Source organism: Bacillus mycoides (assembly GCF_018742245.1).
Taxonomy (GTDB): domain Bacteria; phylum Bacillota; class Bacilli; order Bacillales; family Bacillaceae_G; genus Bacillus_A; species Bacillus_A cereus_U.
Genome location: NZ_CP036132.1, coordinates 470,030 through 485,914, shown reverse-complemented (window position 1 = coordinate 485,914; position 15,885 = coordinate 470,030). Strand labels below are relative to the sequence as shown.

Here is a 15,885-nt window from a genome sequence, read left to right as displayed (position 1 = left end):
AGTTTTACTGCCCGTTAATGCGGGGTAAACTTTCTACTTCTGTTGTATTTGTCTTTTCAATATGTTCTACTTTACTTCCCTTATTTCTTGTAGCACGGTAAAACAGTAAGCAAATAATCATAAATGGAATACCACAATATAATGCCATTCTTTGTTCCGGAATAAAAGCCATAGCTACAATTACTGTTAAATTTAATACTAACGCAAGAATTGGAACAAATGGATACAGTGGTGTTTTAAATTTCAAATCCTTAATATCTCCGCCCTGCTTCACGTATGTCCTTCTAGCTAATAGGTTAGATAGAGCAATAGATGCCCAAACTAATATCGCACCAAACCCAGCAATAGAAAGAAGCCATAAATAAACTGTATCTTCCGCGTAAATCCCTGATAGTAATGAGAGACAGCCTACAATCGTACTTACAATCAATGCATAAATAGGAACACCATTTTTAGATAACTTACCAAAAATCGGGCTAATCATTCCTTGATTAGACATAGACCATAGCATACGAGAAGTTGCATATAATCCTGAATTCGCAACTGATAGTACAGCTGTAATAATAACGAAATTTATAATATCAGCCGCATAAGGAATACCAATTTTATCAAATACAACTACGAATGGACTTTCTATAACTCCTGCTTGCTGCCAAGGAAATAATCCAGCAAGGATAAAAATAGATAGTACAAAGAAAACCAGTATGCGCCAAACTGTATTATTAATTGCCTTCGGGATAGTTTTCTCTGGATTTTCACTCTCTCCAGCTGCAATACCAACTAGTTCTGTTCCTTGGAAGGAAAAGTTAACTGCAATCATCGTAATTAAAATAGCTGATAATCCATTTGGAAACAATCCACCATAATCAGTAAAGCTAGAAAACATTGGTGCTGGCTCATTTCCTTTCATATCTAGAAAACCAAACATTGCCGCCCCGCCCAAAATAATAAATGCAATGATTGTAATGACTTTAATACTTGCAAACCAAAATTCAACCTCCGCAAAACTTCTTGAAGATAACGCATTAATAACAAAGAGCAACACTGCAAACACTACACACCAAATCCATGACGGTACATCCGGAAACCATCGTTTCATTAAAATACTAACTGCAATTAATTCAATACCTATCGTAGCCGTCCAGTTTAGCCACGACATCCATCCCACTACATAACCTGCTGCAGGGGAAATGTGCTTTGTAGCATACGTTTGATAAGATCCTGCATCAGGCATCGCAACTGCTAACTCTCCAAGACAGAGCATCGTTAAATACATAACAAACCCACCGACAAGATACGCTACAATCGCTCCTCCAGGTCCAGCTTCATGAATTGTATAACTGGATCCTAAAAAAAGCCCAGTACCAATAACCCCTCCGAGTGCAATCATAAATATGTGCCGACTTTTCAATTCCCTTTTTAATCCTTGGTTTTGATCCATTATATAAATCCCCCCTTTTCACTTTGCAAATCCATTTAATGTAAGCGTTTTAAAAATTCTTCATAGTAAAAATAATTATTTAAAAGAGCAAAAATACATATTACTTCTATTAATCACTACCTGTTATTAAAAGGTCATCCCTCACTGTTATTAATAGTTTTTGATCAGCGATAGCTTGTCCTTCTACCACTTCTAATGATTCGATATAACCACTGATTCCCACTTTAATTTCCACTTGCTGCTTATCTATTGTTTCAATTAACGCTAATTTCTCCCACTCATATACGTAAGAACTTTCAGTAACAAATAATTTCTCTACTTTCCCGTAACAAGGACTATACACGCCTTCTACAACCGTCTTCACTTTATAAATTCCTCCCTCTTATTAATTGGCACTGAAACGTTGCATAACCTATAAAGATTCCTAATCCCCCTACTCTTTAAATTTAGAGATCTCAACTACTATTCATGCAAAATACGTACCAACCTCAACACCTATGTGAAATTGGGATTTCTTAAGAAAAAAATCTGCATAACCGCAAAATTTTTCTATCATTTGAAAAGTTTTAAGAGAAAATAGCAAAAAAATTTTGCGATTTTATGAGAATTTTAATAAAATTATAAAAAGTCAGTCTTCATAGGGTATAACGAGGAGAAGATAATACATGCATACAGAAGAAATCAATTTTAAAAAGATTATTGAAATGAATATGCTATATGAAACTTTACTAAATGAACTAGATATTGGGATTCATATTATTAATGAGGAAAGTAAAACGATTATCTATAACCGCAAAATGATGGACATTGAATCAATGGATCGTTCTGATGTGCTAGATAAAAACCCTTTAGAAGTATTTGCATTTGAAGAAAATAAAAATAGTACTCTTATAGAAGCATTAAAACTTGGAAAAACAAACAAAAATATAAAACAAACGTATTTTAACAATAAAGGACAAGAGATTACGACGATTAACGATACTTTTCCTATAATAGAAAATGGAAAAATTAAAGGCGCTATTGAAATTTCAAAAGAGATTAGTCATTTAAAGCAAACAATGAAAACGAACCTTTCTCGCAAACAAAATACTAAGTTTACCTTTGATCACATAATTGGTGATTCTAGAGCTATTCAATCGGTCATTGCAGAAGCAAAGAGAGTAATACGTACATCCTCCTCCATACTTATCATCGGAGAAACAGGAACTGGTAAAGAGCTATTTGCGCAGAGCATCCATAATGAAAGCCAGCGTTCAACAAAACCATTTATTTCGCAAAACTGTGCCGCTATACCAGAAACCTTAATGGAAAGTCTACTATTTGGTACAAATCGAGGTGCTTTTACAGGAGCAATAGATAAACCAGGTTTATTTGAAGAAGCAAACGGTGGGACTTTGTTATTAGATGAGATCAACTCATTAAGTCCAACACTTCAAGCTAAATTGCTGCGGGCTATACAAGAAAAAACAATACGAAGAATCGGAGGCACACAAGAAAAAGAAATTGATGTTCGTATTATAGCAACTATTAATGAAGATCCTCTTGAAGCCATAACACACAATCGATTAAGGCAAGACTTATATTACCGATTAAGCGTTGTTACTCTATGTCTTCCACCTTTACGGGAACGAAAAGAAGATATTACATATCTTGTTCAACACTTTATTGAAAAGTATAACATTCAATTTGGGCTCGGTGTAACGGATGTAGATGTAAATGTAAGAGAATTCTTTTATGTATACGATTGGCCTGGAAACGTAAGAGAATTAGAACATATAATTGAAGGTTCAATGAACTTAATAGAAGACGAGAATATCATAACAGCTTTTCATATACCCACTCGCTTTCGCGAACGAATAAAAAAAGAATTCAATATGCAACCTTCACTAACTACTCACAATACTGATACACCTAAAACTTTAAAGTACACGATAGAAGAAATGGAAAAGAACTACATCAATCAAATTCTTAAAGAAAATAAAGGTAATATCTCACAAGCCGCAAAGTTTTTAGGATTAAGTAGACAAAACTTACAATATCGAATTAAAAAATTGCATTTACACATATAAAATGACTCTCTCTCCAAGTACAAGTAATTACTTGGAAAAATATGTTACAATATACATATAACATGCTAGAAAGGGGCTATATATATGAGTAATGATAAAAAATTAAAGTTATTACAATACTTATACCTTCTCCCTGCCGTTCTATGTATGATGTTATTCATTAATGCTGATATGAGCAGCTTTCCTTATGCAAAGCTCTTAGGCACAATTAGCGGCTCCTTTGCAGCTATTATGCTTGCTGCTTTTTGGAATTTGAAGCTACTTATGAAGAAAGAAAAATCTTCTTAATTTCAAAGTACAAAAAAAATCGAGCCTTATCAGCTCGATTTTTTTACTTATTATTAAAATTTAACATTCTCCAAGTACAACCCGCTCGCCTCAGCAAGACAATTAATTTGATTACGTTGTTTTTCCTCTAAAATGTTTGGAATTGCGTCCGCCTCTAATTGTCCTAATCCAACTTCAATCAATGCTCCAACAATTTTTCGCACCATGTTATGAAGGAATCCGTTACCACTTACTCTAATTTGTACAAATCCTGATTCTTCGAAAACATCAAGTGTATACACTTCTCGAACCATAGATTTTTTCTTAGACTTTGCATTTGAAAAAGCAGTGAAGTCATGTGAACCAATTAAATGTTTCGCAGCTTCTTTCATGCTTTTCACATTTAATGGTTTATTCACGTGCATGCTGTATTTACGCATAAATGGGTTCGTATGCTCTTCATTCCAAATTTTATACAGATATGTTTTTGCTTTAGAATTGTAACGAGCATGGAAACGATCTGGTACTTCTTCTACACTCGTAATACTAATATCATTTGGTAAATATTGATTTAAATACTTTTTCACTTTATGTTCTACTAACTTCTCATCACTTTGAAAGTTAGCTACTTGATTCAAAGCGTGTACACCAGCATCCGTTCTACTACAGCCGATAATTTCAGTTTCTTTTCCGACCATTTCAGATATTATACTTTCGATTTTCCCCTGAATCGTATTGTCATTATTCCCAAGACGTTGCCACCCTTTATAACGCGCACCGTCATATTGAATCGTCAATTTATAATTGTTCATCGTATTCTCCTTACTTCCATTCGCTAAATAAAATATACCCTCACATAACTCCTGCTTTGTGAGGGACATATCCTTATTGAATGTTACTTTCTAACAAGTTTCACTACATTTTCTACATGAGCTGTATGCGGGAACATATCAACTGGTTGCACATACTCCACTTCATAACTCTTCATTAATGTTTGTACATCACGTGCTAATGAAGATGGATTACAAGACACGTAAACAACTTGTTTCGGTTTCACTTTTAAAATCGTTTCAAGTAATTTATCATCGCAACCTGTACGCGGTGGATCGACAACAATGACATCTGGGCTCCAGCCTTCTTTCACCCATTTCGGTAACCATTGTTCCGCTTTACCAGCTTCATACTTTGTATTTGTGAATCCGTGGCGTTTTGCATTTTTCTTTGCATCTTCAATCGCTTCTGGAATTACATCCATACCACGTACTTCCGCTGCATCATTCGCAAGCCAAAGTCCAATCGTACCGACACCGCAATACGCATCCACAATCTTCTCGTTTCCTGTTAAAGCAGCTGCTTTTTTCGCTTCATCGTATAAAACAACCGTTTGTTCTGGATTTAATTGGAAGAATGCGCGTGCTGATAATTCAAATGATAAATCACCTAGTGTTTCTTGAATTACTTCTTTTCCAGCTAATTTAAATGTTTTATCACCGAAAATAACAGATGTTTTACGCCAGTTTACGTTTTGCATAATTGATTTAACACTTGGCATCTGTTTTTGTACTTCTGCGATAAATTGATCTTTATTTGGTAATTCTTCTTTTGTTGTAATAAGTGTGACTTGCACTTCCCCTGTTTGAACTGCAGTACGTGTCACAATTGTGCGTACTAAACCTTTTTGTTTTTTCTCATTGTAAATAGAAACATTTAATTTTTCTAATATACGTCTTACAACTTTTGTCGCTTCATTCGTTGCTTTATGCTGAATTATGCAATGAGAAATATCAATTAACTGATGTGAGTTTTGCTTATATAACCCTGTAATAACCTTTTCGTCTTTACGCCCCACTTGCAATTGACTTTTATTACGATAATGCCATGGATTTTCCATACCAAGCGTCGGACGAATTTTCTCTTCTAGACTGTCATTCATATACTTCTCGAATGCTTGTACAACGATATCACGCTTTTGATTTAATTGTTCTTTATAATCTAAGTGCTGCAATTGACAGCCACCACACTCCTCATATACTGAACATGGTGCTTTCACACGATGTGGTGATGATTTACGAACTTTTTTCACTTTCGCTTCAGCGAAGCCACGCTGAATTTTCGTTGCTTCAGCAACAACTTCTTCTCCTGGTAATGCCCCTGGAATGAAAACAACTTGTCTCTTAAAATAACCAACGCCTTCTCCGTTAATCCCAAGACGTTTAATTGTCACAGGAAATGTTTGACCAACTTCCAACTTACTCTCTTGTTGCTCTTGTATCATTATTACACCTCTACTCTATACTTTTCCATAAATATAACGCTGCATAACTGCAATATGGTTCACACTCTTGTTTCACTTTTTCTAAAAATGCATCATCAGGCTTATTATCTAATTGAAATACACCTTGAAGTGCACGCCTAATCCCGATATCTGCTTCTGGAAACATGTTTTTCCGGCCAAGCCCAAACATTAAAAAGTTTTGCACTGTCCATGCTCCAATACCCCTTATTGGTAACAATTGTGCCGATACTTCTTCTTCTGTTTCGTTTTCTATCCTTGCTAAATCTAATTTACCGCCTGCAATATGTTTTGCTAATCCTACTATATATTCGGCTTTTCGCTGACTAAACTTCTGCTCTCTCAATTCCTCTATTGAAATATTCGCTACTCTTTCTGGTGTTGGGAAAAAGAAAACGCCGTCCTTCTCTGTCCCATATCGTTTTACAAATTGATCTGTTAGCACCGTAGCAAATTTCAAATTTATTTGTTGATGAATAATACAACGAAGAAGACAAGCGAAATAATCAAATTCTAATATAATTGGAGTATAAGCATATGTTTCAAACAGTGGACGTAATGATGTGTTTAAAAAATGATCTTGTATATTTTGAAACGGTTCATTCCAGTGAAAAATGGACCTCATTCGTTTCATTACTTTCTCTTGATCTCCTGCCTGACTAGAAATCCAAAACTGTGGATTTTGAACAGTACCAATCCCTTGCAAACGAACAACAATTTGTTCTTCGTCTATAAAAAGCGGGACATAAATTACTTTCTCGTCTAATTGAATGACGTTTAACGGGTCGAAAGCTAAACGCTTTAGCACTTCTTCAAAATGGTACGGATATTCTAACGTAACATGTTCGCTCCACATACGTTTCCCCATCCTTTTTACACATCATTATAGCATGAGAAAACCGCAAGCATACATGCTTACGGTTGATTGCTTTTTACTAAATCATCTAGGCTTTTAAAATGATACCCTTTCTCGCGCAAATCATCAATGATTTTCGCAAGTGCTTCTGCATTATCTTTTGATATTGCATGAAGTAACAAAACAGATCCTGGATGAATCATAGTCATTACATTATTATGAGCGTATTGCCATCCTCTTTGCTGATCTACTTTCCAATCAAGAAATGCCAGCGACCAAAACACGTTATGATATCCCATTTCTTTCGTAAGAGCTAACGTTCTTTCGCTAAATACACCTCGCGGAGGGCGTACATATTTCACTTCTTTTTGCCCTGTTACTTTTTTAATCTCTTCCGTTACGCTCGTTAATTCTTCACGAAGTTTTGCATCATTTACTGTTGTAAAATCTGGATGACTCCAAGAATGATTACCAATAATATGTCCTTCATTTTTCATTCTTAATAATAAATCTTTTTGTGTTTTTATATAATGTCCCGTCACAAAGAAAGTTGCTGGTACTTTTTTCTCCTTTAATACATCTAAAATCTTTCCTGTGTATCCATTTTCGTATCCATTATCAAATGTTAAATAAATATCTTTTTTCTTCGTATCTCCTAAATAAAACCCACCATTTTTTTGTAGTAATTCTGTATATAGTTTCCCTGCATCTGGCACCGTTTCATTTTTAGGACGTGGAATTCCCCAGTTATGTGGTGTATTCGTATAAGCAAATGTTGAAACTGGAACAAGTGCCATCATAATTGAAAAAATGAGACCTATATATAACCATTTATATTTCATAAATAGTCTCCTTTCCATATATAATCGTACCTGTAGTTTCTGTTTCCCTGCTTTCTTTCATGCTGAACATGTTTTTCTATATATACCAAAAAATGCACCTCGAATAATTCGAGATGCATTTCTCTTTACTTAAATACAGGTTCTTTAAAGCTCGCCAATTTTTCAAGTGATGTTTTATCAACATCAGCATGTAGACTTTTACCATGAGAATCCATCGTTACAACTGCTTTAAAACCATCGATACGTAAATGCCACATTGCCTCTGGGATACCGAATTGTAAGAAATCAACATCTTTCACTTCTTTAATACATTCAGCATAATATTGTGCTGCACCACCAATTGCATTTAAGTACACACCACCGTGTTCTTCTAAAGCTGCTAATGTTTTAGCACCCATACCGCCTTTACCAATCACAGCACGAATACCGAACTTTTTCATAATATCGCCTTGATATGGCTCTTCACGAATACTTGTCGTTGGACCTGCCGCTTTAATTTGCCAATTGTCATTCTCATCTTTCACTACAACTGGACCGCAGTGATAAATAATTTGTCCCTTTAAATCTACTGGACAATCGTTATCCATTAAATGTTTATGAATCGCATCACGTCCTGTATACATCATGCCGTTAATTGTAACAACATCACCAACACGAAGTTCACGAATTTGCTCTTCTGTAATTGGAGCTTGTAATACGATTTCACGCTGCTCTGTTTGTTCTTGCGCAGCATCTTGCTGAAGTGTATCTTCACCTTCCTGGTACAACCAATCCATAATTTCACCTGTTTCAGGATGAATTGTTACACCAAGACGACGATATGCCCAACAATTATATGCAACAGATACGTAGAAGCTTGCTGGCAAACGATTATATACTCCAACTTTGCAACCTAATAAAGTTGTTTCTCCGCCAAATCCCATCGTACCAATGCCAAGCTTATTTGCATTCTCTAATACGTACTCTTCAAGCTTTTGTAATTCTGGAACTGAATTTACATCATCTAATGTACGGAATAATTGATTTTTTGCTAATTCGTAACCTGATGTGCGGTCTCCCCCGATACCGACGCCGATTACCCCAGCGCTACACCCTTGCCCTTGCGCTTGATATACTGCATGAAGAAGGCATTTACGAATTCCTTCTAAATCACGCCCAGCTCGTCCAAGTCCTTCTATTTCACAAGGCAAGCTATATTGAATATTTTTGTTCTCACAGCCCCCGCCCTTTAAAATTAAACGTGCATCAATGTAATCTTTTTCCCATTGTTCAAACTTAATAACAGGTGTACCTGGTCCTAAATTATTTCCGCTATTGTCTCCAAAAAGAGAATCAACAGAGTTTGGACGAAGTTTACCATCTTTTGTAGCCCGCTCAAGCGCACTATAGATAGCTTCCTTCAGTTTTAATTGATTCACACCAACTGGTGTATAAATTTTAAACGTTGGCATCCCTGTATCTTGGCAAATTGGCGAGATATTATCATCTGCCATTTTAATATTATTCGTAATTGTGCCAAGTGCCATCGCCGAACGAGTTCCTGCATTTTCTCGTTCTTTCGCTTGTTGAATTGCGCGACGAACATCTTTCGGTAAGTTCGTTGACGTTTCAACAATTAGTTGATACATGCTTTCTTGAAGCTTTTCCATTGTTACTTCCCCCTCAATTGTGAACGCTACCAAAACGTTATGAAATGAAAATTCCATTGTTATACTCTTCAGCTGTTTATTTATCCCGCTATTTGCGGGCAGTAAGACTCCCACCTCAAAATTCAGGTGGAGCAAAGAAGTTAGGTGGGAGATCAACTGCCCGTAAACGCCCGATTGGTTCAACTAATACTCAGTGGGGAATGACCCCCACTGAGTAAAGTTTCACTTTATTTCACGCCATTAAAGGTTAAATGAAATTTTTCACAACTTGATTATACCTTTTTTTCTATATTCCTTCTATTATCCGTACAGAAAAAGGCTGCCAATTTTGTAGTGGCAGCCTTTTTAATATATTATTCGTCTTTTTTAAATTGCTCACATTTCAGTTCTAATTCATCTAACATTGCAAGAAGACGATCTACATCTTCTAATTCTACCTCTTCTGGTTCAATCGTATCAATTACTTCAATGAACATATTTAAACGTTTTTTCAAATATACTAGTTGTGAATCTTTATCTTGAATTGCTTTTCCCATGAAGGCACTCTCCTTTTAATTCGAGTTGCTTTTATTATACCGCAAAAATGATGGCTATGGGCATGTAATTTCATCAAATTTGTCTCAGTAATTCATTATAATGTAAGCCCTCTCTCTTTTTTCACAAAAAAGTTTCACTTTATAAAAAGCACATATTCTTCTATTATAGAGAATGGACAAATTGTTATTTCAATAGTCAAAGGAGTATTTCATATGACGATATCACAAATAATGAAGCCGATTACTCCTTCTTACGATCCATGGGAAGCGTATATGGACCTTGAAGAGTACGGCAAACTACTATTAACAAACGTTGAGTTTACAACGACGACGTTATGCAATATGCGTTGCGAGCATTGCGCTGTTGGTTACACATTACAGCCGAAAGATCCAAATCCGCTTCCGATGGAGCTTTTATTAAAACGATTAGATGAGATTCCTTATCTACGTTCTTTAAGTATTACAGGCGGAGAACCTATGCTTTCAAAAAAATCCGTCGACAACTATGTAACACCACTCTTAAAATACGCCCATGAACGAGGCGTTCGCACTCAAATCAACTCAAACTTAACTATAGATTTAGCACGTTACGAACAAATTATTCCCTACTTAGATGTATTGCACATTTCACATAACTGGGGAACAATCGATGACTTCGTTGAAGGCGGATTTGCAATGATGGAGCGTAAACCTACTTATGAACAGCGCGCTAAATTATTTGAAAGAATGATTACAAATAGTAAAGCTTTATCAGAGGCAGGTGTACTCGTATCAGCCGAAACTATGTTAAACAAACGAACTCTACCACATATTGAACATATTCACCGTCAAATCGTTGAAGAAATGGGCTGTAAACGTCATGAAGTGCACCCGATGTATCCGAGTGACTTCGCTAGCACACTTGAAATTTTAACAAAAGAAGAAATTCGAAATGCAATTGAACATTTATTAGAGATCCGTGATGAAAATGTATGGATGTTATTTGGAACATTACCTTTCTATGCATGTAGTGATGATGAACGTGATTTATACACATTGAAGAGATTACATGAAAGTAAAAATGTAACTGTCCGCAATGATCCCGATGGTCGTTCTCGTTTGAACGTAAATATTTTCGATGGAAATATTATCGTGACCGATTTCGGTGATGTCCCGCTTCTAGGTAATGTACAAACAAATACACTACAAGAGGCTTACGACAAATGGTGTGACTCAAAAACAGCAAAATCATTAAGTTGCCATTGTCCTGCCGTGAAATGCCTTGGACCAAATGTTCTTGTAAAAAATAGCTACTATCCAAAAGAAGATTTCTTATCAAAAACATCAAACATTATGTTATAAAGTGAAACTTTAATCAGTGGGGGTTTTATTCATCCCCCACCAATTATTAATCTTCACCATTCGGGCGTTTACAGGCAGCAGGGCTCCCACCTAACTTCTTTGCTCCAGCCGAATTTTGAGATGGGAGTTTTACTGTCCGGCAAATAGCGGGATAAATAAAAAATGTCAGCTTATAGGCTGACGTTTTTTATTTCATTGTGAATGCGATGAAGAAACAAATTTAAAAAATAAATGATCATGAATTGGAATAGCAGCTCCGATTCCTTGAGATGTAATATTTTTCACGACAAGTCTTTTTTGATTCCCTTTTAACACAAGGTAGACTTCTCCAAATGTTACTTTTCCTTTTTCATTTACTGCTGGTGTATACGCATATAAATATCCAATTTGACTTGGACTAATATTATAAACACGCTCATGTCCGGTACCATAACCAATGGTTGTTTTAAATGAAAGTGGCAATTGTACTTTTTCAAGCGCTTTTAGAAGCATCATTTTTTTCACATCTGTGGCATCTTTCATATCTGCTGTTAAATCACCTTCGATTGTCTTTTGGGTTTCTTGCTTATAGCGAAGTGGGTATAAGCGATCACCTCCGCGATTATCGTACACGTTGCGATTCACTTGCTTATATTCCCAATTAATCGCTGTATCTATTGACTCATAATTTAATGCCCATTGACCTAAATAAATTTTCGCCCGGTATCCTACCGCAAGCGGTGCATTCGAAATTGTTGTTTCATTAAACATTCGAATTAAATCTGGATTTTCAATTTTGATATTTGCTGTTTTCAATAGTTCTTGCGCAAACTTACTTGGCTGTAAACGCGGTAAATCTTGTGCATCATTCGGAAATGTATTATCTTTTGAAATATTTAAAACAGATGAAGGCATTTTTACTTCTACCGTTGTCTTTGCAAAACTACTGTTAGGAAATAATAAGATAAACGAGACCATGGTTGAAAGACATATGCTGTATACTCGTTTCACCTGTCTGGCTCCTTCCTACATAAAGGTATATAATTTACTGTATTTATCCCGCTATTTGCGGGCAGTAAGATTTCCACCTTAATATTCCAATTAAACAAAGAAATTATTTTGGAAATCAACTGCCCGTAAAAGCCCGATTGGTTCAGCTAATAATTAGCGGGGGATGGACATCCCCCACTAATTAAAGTTTCACTTTATTGTTTTCTCTCATACGCATTGTTATCCCTATTTTTCATAATAAATAAAAACCAATTCCCATAATGACATACGCCGCTAATAAAGTGCCTCCTTCAAACCAGTTTGTATCCCCATCATTTGAAATCGCAATGGTTAAGAAAACAGCTGTAATCATAGAAACAAGTTCTGGTATTGTAAAGACTAAAGGCATCTTTTGTGCAAAGAGCATCGAAAGAAGTACTAACACAGGAGCAACAAACATGGCGATTTGTAATGTAGAACCTACTGCAATTTCTACTGCGATATTCACTTTATTTTTATATGCCATAATAATCGCAGATGCATGTTCTGCTGCATTACCAACAATTGCAACGATAATAACCCCTATAAATAACTCTGACCAGCCAAACGACTTTGCGACCGTTTCAAAAGTATGTACGAGTGCCTCTGACACATAAGCAACTGCAAGTGTTGCTATCGCTAAAATGAGTAGCGCTTTACCCTTTGACCACTCTGGCTCTTCCTCATGCGCTACTTCATCACTTTTATGTTGATATACACCACGGTGCGTAACTAACTTAAATAGCAATGCAGCAAGGTACATAATAATCATGATAATAGAAACACCAATACTTAATTGATACGTCTTTCCAGCATCCATCTTCATTGAAAAAATCTCCGGAATAACAAAGGCTACGACAACAGCAAATATTAATAAAGCTGAATTATGTCTTGCATCATAAACATTGAAACTTTGTCTTTTATACTTAAGGCCACCTATAAAGAAGGATAGCCCTCCTACCAGTAATAAGTTTCCAAGTACAGAACCAGTTAAGGAAGCTAAAACAACTTCTGTTAACCCTGCCTGAAGTGCAAAAATTGAAATGATAAGTTCAACGGCATTACCGAAAGTGGCATTTAATAAACCACCTATCCGAGGCCCAGAAACGATTGCTAAACTTTCTGTCGCCCTCCCCATAAAACCAGCTAATGCAATAATAGTAATGCAGTATACAGCAAACATAATGGTTTGTGGCCAATGAAGTGTTTTTCCGATTACAGAAAGTGGTACACCTATAAGCGCTACTGTAAGAAATATTTTATTAAACATGCTTTTCATCCTTCCATCGTATGTATTTCTCCTCGATATTATTATTATTCATCTCCTAACTTGTCCGATTTCATCACAATTACGTTTAAAAAATCGGATTGAAGAAAACAGTATGAAAGATATTTAAATTATCTTGTTCAGACAGAAAAAATTACGAATTATGAAAAGAGGCTAAAAATATGCACTTAAAAGAAAAAATCGCAACTATTATTCAAGGTCAACGTACTGGTGTATTATCTACTGTACGTAACGATAAGCCACATAGCGCCTTTATGATGTTTTTCCACGAAGATTTTGTACTATATGTTGCAACAGATCGAAATTCAAAAAAGATAACAGATATCGAAAAAAATCCCAATGTACATGTACTACTTGGACGTGAAGGAAAGAAATTAGATGAAGATTACATTGAAGTTGAAGGTATAGCTTCCATCGAAGAAGATCAAACATTAAAAAACAAATTTTGGACTAATAGCTTAAAACGCTGGTTACTCGGTGCGGAAGACCCTAATTACGTACTAATAAAAATCAATCCCGATACAATTTATTACATCGATGGTGCTGGTACGACCGAGCCCGAGTTTTTACGACTTTAAAATGAAAACAAGCCCTTTAAGCGGGCTTGTTTTGTCGAAAGGTTCTTCTAAAAAAAACAATAAAATAGGTGGAACTTTCTAAAGATTCTGTTATATAATAGCAGTAACTTAAATAAACTGTATTAAAACAGATTGAGGGGAGAAATAAAAATTGATGAAAAGAGAAGAACGAAAAAACATGATTGAGTTTATTGAAAAGAAAAAAGGGATTGAACGTGACGAATTATTATTTATGACGGATGATGAAGTAGAACATATTTATAATGTAACGTACTTTTTATATGAAGAAATAGCAGAGTAGCATAATAAACCCCCACCTTATTAAAAATATAGGGCGGGGGTTTATTTCGTTATTTATACATGAGAATGATTTTCATGTATAATAATGTAAGATTGGAGGAATTTCCCTATGAGTTCATGGCTATTATTCGCACTATTATCAGCAGTTGCCGCTGCCCTCGTATCTATTTTTGGAAAGATTGGCTTAGATGGAATCGATGCCAACGTTGCAACAACTATTCGATCTATTATTATGGCATTATTTATGGTAGGGGTTATTATTATCCAAGGTAAATTTCAAAATATCGGTGATGTCCTCCTAAATAAAAAAGCACTGCTATTTATCACATTAAGTGGAATCGCTGGTGCTTCGTCATGGCTATTTTATTTTCTTGCACTAAAAACAGGAAAAGTCTCACAAGTAGCACCTATCGATAAATTAAGTGTAGTATTTTCCATTATTCTCGCGATGATTATATTGGGGGAAAAGTTAAACTTTATGACTGGTATTGGTGTAGTCTTTATTACAGCTGGTGTATTATTTGTTGCTTTCAGCTAAAAAACCGCTATTATTAGCGGTTTTTTCTTTTCCTTATGTAAATCCACACAATCAATGTTACAATTGCCGAAATAAATAAAATCCACATTCCATAATGATGTAAACTATACTCAACGAAGCGCCACTTCTCTCCTAGTTTCCAACCTAGGCCAATAAAAACACTTATCCAGATTAGTGCACCACCGTAAGCATACAAACAAAAACGCCACCATGTTAAATTTGAAACTCCAGCAAAATATGCTGTTAAATGACGTACTCCTGGTATAAAGTATCCAATCATTAAAAGAAATGGACCGTATTTTTCAAATAAAATATGTGTTTTTTCAATATGATGTTCCTTAATTCTAACTTTCGGACCATATTTTTTTAAAACAGGGAGCCCAAGTTTTAAACCTAATATGTAACTTAATGTAATGCCAAGCATTGCCCCTGCCATTCCACTTAAAAAAGCAGCTGTTCCTGACATAACTCCTTTTGAAATGTTATAGCCAATAAAAGTCAATAAAAACTCATCCGGTATAGGTAATCCAACAATCCCGCCAGCTAGAGCTATAATAATTCCAAAATAACCATAATGTGCGATTAACTCGCCAATATGTTGTTCCATTCGGAAGACACATCCTATACACGATCGTTATTCCATATTGTGCCCATTCTATCTTTAAGGCAAACATGGTATACATATTCACTATACATTGTTTTTATAATGAACTCTACTTCTATTCCATTCCTTAAACAGAGATTTAATCAGTGGGTTTTTTATCCATCCCAACTGATTATTAGCCTGCACCAACCGGGATTAAAAAATAAAAATTCATAGGCTTGTTTTTTTGTTACAATAAAGGAAAGTTACTTTTCGCAACGGTTTAACTCTCAGGA

At 35.4% G+C, this 15,885-nt stretch carries 17 protein-coding genes; 6 read left to right on the top strand and 11 right to left on the bottom strand.

All coding sequences use genetic code 11. The features are described from left to right. Window positions 1–4: 4 nt before the first annotated feature. Window positions 5–1,444 carry an amino acid permease gene (locus tag EXW56_RS02455; protein ID WP_215558592.1) on the bottom strand — a complete coding sequence of 480 codons (1,440 nt, stop codon included), beginning with the start codon at window positions 1,442–1,444 and terminating at the stop codon, window positions 5–7. Window positions 1,445–1,550: 106 nt separating this feature from the next. Further along, entirely contained in the window at window positions 1,551–1,805 is a 255-nt protein-coding gene (locus EXW56_RS02450) for a biotin/lipoyl attachment domain-containing protein (RefSeq protein WP_199661218.1), read from the bottom strand. Window positions 1,806–2,106: 301 nt separating this feature from the next. Here EXW56_RS02450 and EXW56_RS02445 point away from each other — a divergent pair, with 301 nt between their 5' ends. Next, window positions 2,107–3,510, top strand: a complete 1,404-nt coding sequence (locus EXW56_RS02445) for a sigma-54 interaction domain-containing protein (protein WP_002201869.1) — start codon at window positions 2,107–2,109, stop codon at window positions 3,508–3,510. Between the two features lie 84 nt (window positions 3,511–3,594). Next, window positions 3,595–3,798, top strand: a complete 204-nt coding sequence (locus EXW56_RS02440; RefSeq protein ID WP_002113778.1) for a hypothetical protein — start codon at window positions 3,595–3,597, stop codon at window positions 3,796–3,798. 53 nt (window positions 3,799–3,851) lie between these two features. Here the strand turns inward: EXW56_RS02440 and truA are convergent, their stop codons facing one another. The 6 genes from truA to EXW56_RS02410 all read right to left on the bottom strand — a co-directional run bounded on the left by truA (window position 3,852) and on the right by EXW56_RS02410 (window position 9,953). Next, the gene (gene truA, locus EXW56_RS02435) at window positions 3,852–4,589 is read right to left on the bottom strand and encodes a tRNA pseudouridine(38-40) synthase TruA (RefSeq protein WP_215557910.1); all 738 of its coding nucleotides are present in this window, start codon (window positions 4,587–4,589) and stop codon (window positions 3,852–3,854) included. 83 nt (window positions 4,590–4,672) lie between these two features. Further along, window positions 4,673–6,052: a 23S rRNA (uracil(1939)-C(5))-methyltransferase RlmD gene (gene rlmD, locus EXW56_RS02430; RefSeq protein WP_199661220.1), complete on the bottom strand. Its 1,380-nt coding sequence runs from the start codon at window positions 6,050–6,052 to the stop codon at window positions 4,673–4,675. A gap of 10 nt (window positions 6,053–6,062) precedes the next feature. Beyond that, window positions 6,063–6,926 (bottom strand): DNA-3-methyladenine glycosylase family protein, encoded by an 864-nt coding sequence (locus EXW56_RS02425; protein ID WP_215557909.1) that lies wholly within the window; start codon window positions 6,924–6,926, stop codon window positions 6,063–6,065. A 59-nt stretch (window positions 6,927–6,985) separates the two neighbouring features. Continuing rightward, window positions 6,986–7,768 carry a delta-lactam-biosynthetic de-N-acetylase gene (pdaA, locus tag EXW56_RS02420; RefSeq protein WP_002201873.1) on the bottom strand — a complete coding sequence of 261 codons (783 nt, stop codon included), beginning with the start codon at window positions 7,766–7,768 and terminating at the stop codon, window positions 6,986–6,988. Window positions 7,769–7,893: 125 nt separating this feature from the next. Next, window positions 7,894–9,417, bottom strand: coding sequence for a class I fumarate hydratase (gene fumA, locus EXW56_RS02415; protein ID WP_087945984.1), 1,524 nt, complete (start codon window positions 9,415–9,417; stop codon window positions 7,894–7,896). A gap of 353 nt (window positions 9,418–9,770) precedes the next feature. Further along, a complete protein-coding gene (locus EXW56_RS02410) occupies window positions 9,771–9,953 on the bottom strand; it encodes an SE1561 family protein (protein ID WP_002091170.1) in 183 nt (60 codons plus the stop codon). Window positions 9,954–10,166: 213 nt separating this feature from the next. Here EXW56_RS02410 and yfkAB point away from each other — a divergent pair, with 213 nt between their 5' ends. Beyond that, window positions 10,167–11,294, top strand: coding sequence for a radical SAM/CxCxxxxC motif protein YfkAB (gene yfkAB, locus EXW56_RS02405; RefSeq protein WP_002113768.1), 1,128 nt, complete (start codon window positions 10,167–10,169; stop codon window positions 11,292–11,294). Between the two features lie 192 nt (window positions 11,295–11,486). Here the strand turns inward: yfkAB and EXW56_RS02400 are convergent, their stop codons facing one another. Both EXW56_RS02400 and cax read right to left on the bottom strand, forming a co-directional pair. After that, window positions 11,487–12,284 (bottom strand): YfkD famly protein, encoded by a 798-nt coding sequence (locus EXW56_RS02400; protein ID WP_215557908.1) that lies wholly within the window; start codon window positions 12,282–12,284, stop codon window positions 11,487–11,489. A gap of 232 nt (window positions 12,285–12,516) precedes the next feature. Continuing rightward, on the bottom strand, window positions 12,517–13,572 hold the full coding sequence (gene cax, locus EXW56_RS02395; protein WP_002113759.1) for a calcium/proton exchanger: 1,056 nt from the start codon (window positions 13,570–13,572) through the stop codon (window positions 12,517–12,519). Between the two features lie 179 nt (window positions 13,573–13,751). On the opposite strand from cax, the gene EXW56_RS02390 reads away from it, so the two are divergent. The 3 genes from EXW56_RS02390 (at window position 13,752) to EXW56_RS02380 (ending at window position 15,006) form a co-directional block, all read left to right on the top strand. Next, a complete protein-coding gene (locus tag EXW56_RS02390; protein ID WP_002125015.1) occupies window positions 13,752–14,168 on the top strand; it encodes a pyridoxamine 5'-phosphate oxidase family protein in 417 nt (138 codons plus the stop codon). Window positions 14,169–14,322: 154 nt separating this feature from the next. Further along, window positions 14,323–14,469: a BH0509 family protein gene (locus tag EXW56_RS02385; protein WP_000817786.1), complete on the top strand. Its 147-nt coding sequence runs from the start codon at window positions 14,323–14,325 to the stop codon at window positions 14,467–14,469. Window positions 14,470–14,577: 108 nt separating this feature from the next. Beyond that, window positions 14,578–15,006 (top strand): EamA family transporter, encoded by a 429-nt coding sequence (locus EXW56_RS02380; protein WP_002201876.1) that lies wholly within the window; start codon window positions 14,578–14,580, stop codon window positions 15,004–15,006. Window positions 15,007–15,019: 13 nt separating this feature from the next. Here EXW56_RS02380 and EXW56_RS02375 read toward each other — a convergent pair whose 3' ends face one another. Then, window positions 15,020–15,613, bottom strand: a complete 594-nt coding sequence (locus EXW56_RS02375) for a DedA family protein (protein WP_215557907.1) — start codon at window positions 15,611–15,613, stop codon at window positions 15,020–15,022. Between the last annotated feature and the right edge of the window lie 272 nt (window positions 15,614–15,885).